General features: G+C 69.2%; 6 protein-coding genes. All 6 read left to right on the forward strand.

The features are described from left to right. Positions 1–124 precede the first annotated feature (124 nt). The 6 genes from D0D37_RS45355 to D0D37_RS45380 all read left to right on the forward strand — a co-directional run bounded on the left by D0D37_RS45355 (position 125) and on the right by D0D37_RS45380 (position 6,089). Entirely contained in the window at positions 125–1,165 is a 1,041-nt protein-coding gene (locus D0D37_RS45355) for a UDP-N-acetylmuramate dehydrogenase (RefSeq protein ID WP_116206743.1), read from the forward strand. 174 nt (positions 1,166–1,339) lie between these two features. After that, positions 1,340–2,527: a L,D-transpeptidase gene (locus D0D37_RS45360; protein ID WP_116206744.1), complete on the forward strand. Its 1,188-nt coding sequence runs from the start codon at positions 1,340–1,342 to the stop codon at positions 2,525–2,527. A 28-nt stretch (positions 2,528–2,555) separates the two neighbouring features. Continuing rightward, positions 2,556–3,380 carry an alpha/beta fold hydrolase gene (locus D0D37_RS45365; protein ID WP_116206745.1) on the forward strand — a complete coding sequence of 275 codons (825 nt, stop codon included), beginning with the start codon at positions 2,556–2,558 and terminating at the stop codon, positions 3,378–3,380. Between the two features lie 13 nt (positions 3,381–3,393). Beyond that, positions 3,394–4,692, forward strand: a complete 1,299-nt coding sequence (gene mshA, locus D0D37_RS45370; protein WP_162834798.1) for a D-inositol-3-phosphate glycosyltransferase — start codon at positions 3,394–3,396, stop codon at positions 4,690–4,692. Next, the gene (locus D0D37_RS45375) at positions 4,689–5,201 is read left to right on the forward strand and encodes a type III secretion system chaperone family protein (RefSeq protein ID WP_116206746.1); all 513 of its coding nucleotides are present in this window, start codon (positions 4,689–4,691) and stop codon (positions 5,199–5,201) included. The genes mshA and D0D37_RS45375 overlap by 4 nt, the downstream gene beginning before the upstream one ends. Positions 5,202–5,267: 66 nt before the next feature. Next, entirely contained in the window at positions 5,268–6,089 is an 822-nt protein-coding gene (locus D0D37_RS45380; protein ID WP_116206747.1) for a DUF4349 domain-containing protein, read from the forward strand. Positions 6,090–6,256: the final 167 nt, after the last annotated feature.

Here is a 6,256-nt window from a genome sequence, read left to right on the forward strand (position 1 = left end):
GGGAATGGCGGGTCGTGAGGGGAACCCTGAGGGACTCTGAGTCCGTGAGGGTTCCCCTCACGGACGGTCAGAGGGGGCGGGGCGGGGGCGCGCAGTACCGTCAAGCTTCGTGGACATCGCTGAAATGCCTGGCTCGGTGCGTCTCGCCGAGTACACCACCCTTCGGCTGGGCGGGTTGGTGCGTCGGTTCGTTACTGCGGCTACCGCTGCTGAGCTTGTTGCTGCGGTGCGGGAGGCGGATGAGGTCGGCGAGCCTGTGTTGTTGCTTGGTGGCGGGTCGAATCTCGTCGTCGGCGACGAAGGCTTCGCGGGCACCCTCGTGCGGATTGCCAACACCGGCTGGACTCGTGATGGCGACATCGTCGAGGTGGCCGCTGGGCAGGAGTGGGACGCGTTCGTTGCCGCGCTGGTCGACAACGGCCTCGGTGGGCTCGAATGTCTCTCTGGCATCCCGGGGTCGGTCGGGGCTACGCCGATCCAGAACGTCGGTGCGTACGGCGGCGAGGTGGCTGAGTCGATCGTCTCCGTCGAGTTGTACGACCGGGCTGCCAAAGAAGTGCGCACGGTCAAGGCTGACGAGCTTGGCTTCGCCTACCGCACCAGTGTTCTCAAGGGCACCGATCGCGGCGTCGTGCTGAGCGTGCGGTTCCGGATCGACCCTAGCGGGCAGTCCGCGCCTATCCGGTACGCCGAGTTGGCGCGCACGCTGGGTGTCGAGATTGACGCGAAAGTCCCCGCCGTGCGGGCTCGGGAAGCGGTGCTGGGGTTGCGGCGCGGCAAGGGGATGGTGCTTGATCCGGCCGATCACGACACCTGGAGTGCGGGGTCGTTCTTCACCAACCCGATCGTTCCCGAAGAGGAAGCGCCAAGGGTGCTCGCGAGGATCGCGGAGTCGGCTGAGGGGAAGATTCCGCAGTACCCGGCCAGTGGCGGGGTGAAGTTGTCCGCCGCGTGGCTGATCGAGCGGGCTGGGTTCGGCAAGGGGTACCCCGGGCCGGGCGGTCGGGTTTCGCTGTCCAGCAAGCACACTCTCGCGCTCACCAACCGTGGCGGAGCTAACACCGAGGACCTGCTCTCGCTGGCTCGTGAGGTCCGCGACGGTGTCGAAGAGCGGTTCGGCGTGAGGTTGCGTCCGGAACCGCTCTTGATCAACTGTTCGCTTTGAAGCCTGCGGGGTAACCCGGGTGAGCAATCGGCAGCAAACCGGCAGCAACCGGGCATCGGGTGAAACGTCTTGCGGAGTGGAGAGGAATTTCCGGTTCGCAGGTAACGTCGAAGCGCTCACCGGCGCTGATGTGCGTGGGAGATGCCGGTGCGGGGGACAAGTGGAGGTAAGACCGTGATCGAGCGCCGTACGGTGTTCAAGGCCGTTCTCGCGACCGGCGCGGCGGCGCTGGCCGCAGCGTGCTCGGGCGGCAGCAATGACGGCACCGCGTCGCCGCAGGGCGGGAGCGGCGACAACGGCGGCAAGCCGGTCGCCCCGGTGGCGAAGTTCACCGCGACCCCGGCCGTCGGGGCCAAGGACGCGAGCGTGCGCGAGCCGGTGGTGGTGAAGGTCACCGAAGGCAAGCTCACCGAGGTCAAGCTGACCAACGAGGGCGGCGAGGCGATCAAGGGCGAACTCGCCCCGGACGGCCTGTCCTGGACCAGTTCCGAACCGCTCGGCTACGGCAAGACCTACAGCTACGCGGCCAAGGCGACCGGCACCGACCAGCGGCCCGCCGAACTCAAGGGTTCGTTCGCCACGGTCAGCCCGGCCAAGACGGTGCGCGCCACGCTCAACCCGGGCGACGACGCCGAGGTCGGCGTCGCGATGCCGATCAGCGTGAAGTTCAACGGGGCGGGGCCGAAGGACCGGGCCGCGGTGGAGAAGGCGCTGAAGGTCAAGACCAGCAAGGACGTCGAGGGCTCGTGGGCCTGGCTGTCGGCGAACCAGGTGGACTGGCGGCCCAAGGAGTACTGGCCGGCCAACACGACCGTCGAGGTCGAGGCCAACCTCTACGGCGTGGACCTCGGCGGCGGCGTCTTCGTGAAGTCGGACGTCAGCACCAAGTTCAAGATCGGCCGCAACCAGGTGGTCAAGATCCACACGCCGGACCATGTGATGAAGGTCTACCGCGGCGGTGCGGAGAGCGCGAGCTACCCGTGCTCCAACGGGCTCGACTCGGTCGTCGACCGCAACACCCCGAACGGCACCTTCATCATCATGGCGAAGGAGCCGCACGCGGTGTTCGACAACGCCCGCTACGGCTACACCAACGTCAACAAGAAGTGGGCCTGCCGGTTCTCCAACCACGGCGAGTTCATCCACGAGAACCAGGACAACGCGGCCGCGATCGGCAAGACCAACAACTCGCACGGCTGCGTCAACCTGCTCGAGGCGGACGCCAAGGCCTACTTCGACACGGCGATGATCGGCGACCCGGTCGAGGTCACCGGCTCGAAGCTCGGCAGCCCGACGAACTCGGACGTCAAGGACTGGTTCTACGACTGGCCGACCTGGAAGTCGCTCTCGGCCGCGAAGTGACGCAAGGGCCGTCTGCTACGAAGTAGGCGTGAACACCGAAGTAACCGGGGCCGGCGGCGTGCGGATCGCACTGCGCGTCGAAGGACCGGAGAACGCGCGTCCGATCGTCTTCGTGCACGGCTGGGCCCAGTCCGCCGCGGCCTGGTCCGCTCAGCTGGCCGATCCGGCGCTGAGCGGGCAGTTCCGGCTCGTCGCGATGGACCTGCGCGGGCACGGCGCATCCGACGTCCCGAAGGACGGCTACGACGACCCGGCGCAGTGGGCCGGGGATCTCGCCGCGGTGCTCGATTTCGCCGGTCCGGACGCGATCGTTGTCGGCTGGTCCTACGGCGGGCTGGTGATCACGGACTACCTGCGTGAGCACGGCACCGCACGGCTCGGCGGCATTGTGTTCGTGGGCGCGATCACCGAGATCGGCCGCAAGCGCGAGGGCGGTGCGACGGGGCCGATCATGCGGGCCGCGCTGCCCGCTGCGCTCTCGGACGACGCCGAGGTGGCGATCCCCGCGTTGGTCGAGTTCACCCGTGCCCAGGCCAGTCCGAAGGTGCCCGGTGCGTACGCGCAGGCGATGCTCGGCAGCTCGCTTTCCGTGCCGCCCGCGGTGCGGGGCGCGCTGTTCCGGCGGGACATCGGCAGTGGTGAGGTGCTTGCCGCGGTCGACAAGCCGACGCTCGTGGTGCACGGTTCGGCCGACGGTGTGGTGGATCCTTCGGCGGCAGAGTATTCGGCCGGGAAGATTCCGGGGGCCGTCCTGCGTTGGTTCGTTGAGGCCGGGCATCTGCCGTTCGTCGAGGAGCCGGAGGACTTCAACTCCGTGCTGCGGCGGTTCGCCGGGGACGCAGCAGCCGAGTAGCAGGAGTGACCAGGTGACCCTCAAGGGATTCATCGCCGAACCGCGCCGGATCGCGGTCTTGTCCGTGCACACCTCCCCGCTCGAGCAGCCGGGCACCGGCGACGCCGGCGGGATGAACGTGTACGTCAGCCAGACCGCGCAGGAGATGGCGCGGCGCGGCATCGAGGTCGAGGTCTTCACGCGGGCGACGTCGTCGGACCAGCCGCCGCTGGCCGAGTTGGCGCCCGGCGTGACGGTGCGGCACGTGCCCGCCGGGCCGTTCGAGCCGCTGGCGCGCGACGAGCTGCCCGCGCAGCTGTGCGCGTTCACGTCCGGCGTGCTGCGCGCGGAGGCGTTCCACGAGCCGGGCTACTACGACCTGATCCATTCGCACTACTGGCTCTCCGGCCAGGTCGGCTGGCTTGCGAGGGACCGCTGGGGCGTGCCGCTCGTGCACACCGCGCACACGCTGGCCAAGGTCAAGAACGCGCTGCTCGCCGAGGGCGACAAGCCCGAGCCGCGGACGCGCGTGATGGGCGAGGAGCAGGTGGTCGCGGAGGCGGATTGTCTTGTCGCGAACACGCAGGTCGAGGCTCGGCAGTTGGTGGATCTCTACGGGGCTGCCACGCACGCGGTGCACGCCGTGCCGCCGGGCGTCGACCTCGAACGGTTCACGCCCGGCTCGCAGCTGGACGCGCGCCGCGAGCTGAACCTGTCGCCGGACGCCGTCGTGCTCGCCTTCGCCGGACGGATCCAGCCGCTCAAGGCGCCGGACGTCCTGCTGCACGCGGCGGCGGAAATGCTGCGGCGGCGGCCGGAATTGGCGTCGCGGCTGGTGGTTCTGGTGGTGGGCGGACCGTCCGGGACCGGGCTGGAGCAACCACAGGCTTTGCGGGAACTTGCGGTGTCGCTGGGCATCGCCGAGCAGGTGCGATTCCTGCCGCCGCAGAGCGGGCTGAAGCTGCGCACGGTGTTCCGTGCGGCCGACGTCGTCGCGGTGCCGAGCTACAACGAATCCTTCGGTCTGGTCGCGCTCGAAGCGCAAGCGTGCGGTACGCCGGTGGTGGCGGCCGAGACGGGCGGGCTGCCGGTCGCGGTGCCGCACGGGGTGTCCGGGCTGCTGGTTCCGTCGCACGGCGCGCCGGAATGGGCCGACGCGCTCGCCGCCGTCGCGCTGCGGCCGGACCGGCGCGCCGAACTGGCGGCCAACGCGGTGCTGCACGCGCAGCGGTTTTCCTGGCGGCGCACCACGGATTCCTTGCTGGACATCTATGCTCAAGCGACCATAGCGTTCCGGCAGGCGCTGGAACTGCGGGCGGAGGTGGCAGTGTGAGCCTGGACGCGACTATCAAGTCCACTTTGGACTCAAGTGGGCTCAAATACGACCGTCGCGGCGAAGGCCGTTATTTCGTGACGTTGCCGGGAACCAAGAAGCTGCAGACCAACTGCTGGCTCGTGGACGGCGACCACGCGTTCTCGGTGGAGGCGTTCGTGTGCCGCCGCCCGGACGAACGGCACGAGGACGTGTACCGGTTCCTGTTGCAGCGCAACGCCCGGCTCTACGGCGTGCACTACACAGTGGACAGTCTCGGCGACATCTACCTGGTCGGCCGCTTCGGCAAGGAGACGGTGACCGAGTCCGAACTGGACAAGATCCTCGGCCAGGTGCTGGAAGCCGCCGACGGCGATTTCAACATTCTGCTGGAAATCGGGTTCGCCACGTCGATCAAGCGCGAATGGGACTGGCGCGTCTCTCGCGGCGAATCGCTGGCGAACCTCCAGGCGTTCAAACACCTCGCCGAACCGTCGGGCGGGCACGAACCGGGGTTGACCGAGTCGTAACCGATTCCGTGCAACGGCTTCCCCCGGTCGCTTCGTCTCACCGCCGACGACTGGAGGGAGACGGGGATGCGGACTCGATGGAGATACGCGCTCGCGGGCGCCGCGGTGTTTCTGCTGGCCGGATGCAGCGGCAACAGCGCGGATTCAGCGAGGTCGGCTGTCGCGCCCGCGCAGCAGCAGGGGGCGGCGCCTAGGCAGGGCAACGCGCAGGCGTCAGTGCCCGCGCCTGGCGCGACCGATCGCAAGCTGGCGCGCAGTGCGCGGCTGGAACTGACCACGCCGAAGACCGATGACGTCGTGTCTCGCGCCAAGGCGATCGCGACTGGAGCGGGCGGCTATCCCGGACAAGAGAGCGCGACGGACGATTCCGCGTCGCTTACCTTGTCGGTGCCCGCGGAGAAGCTCGACAGCGTGCTCGACCAGCTCGGCGGGCTCGGCCAGGTGAAGCGGCGGGAGATCAGCGCGCAGGACGTGACCGCGCAGGTGGTCGACGTGGACGCGCGGCTGGCGACTCAGCGGGCGAGCGTCGACCGGATGCGTGCGTTGCTGGCGAAGGCGCAATCGGTGTCCGAGATCGCGTCCGTCGAGAGCGAGCTGACCAGCAGGCAGGCCACGCTGGAGTCGCTGGAGCGGCAGCAAGCGTCGCTGGCCGGGCAGGTCGCGATGGCGACCGTGTCGCTGTCGGTGACGAAGCAGGAGGCGCCTGCGGCACCGGCGGGCGGCTTCCTCTCCGGGCTGTCCGGCGGATGGGACGCGTTCGTCGCCTTCTGCAACGGGCTGGTCCGGGTGCTGGGCGTGCTGCTGCCGTTCGCGATCGCGTTCGGGATTCCGGCCGGAGCGGTGTTCTGGTGGTTCCGGCGACGGCGCGGGGCCAGGCCCGCGGAGTGAGGGGCTGGCGGAACGGCTCGAGGGAGGGGGGAGTCGCGATCTCGAGCCGTCCCGCTGCAGGTCCCGCCTGCTGGACCCGGTGACGAGGGGGATGTCAACGGGGCCGGCGGGCCGCGGCTCGGCAGGGGGGAGACGAGCCGCGGTCACTGCCCGTGATCAGCCGGATG

It is taken from the genome of Amycolatopsis circi (assembly GCF_003385235.1).
Taxonomy (GTDB): Bacteria; Actinomycetota; Actinomycetes; order Mycobacteriales; family Pseudonocardiaceae; genus Amycolatopsis; species Amycolatopsis circi.

Bases quoted from the DNA above. Each gene is read 5' to 3' on its own strand.
- D0D37_RS45355 (WP_116206743.1), top strand. From the start codon at position 125: ATGCCTGGCTCGGTGCGTCTCGCCGAGTACACCACCCTTCGGCTGGGC.
- D0D37_RS45380 (WP_116206747.1), top strand. From the start codon at position 5,268: ATGCGGACTCGATGGAGATACGCGCTCGCGGGCGCCGCGGTGTTTCTG.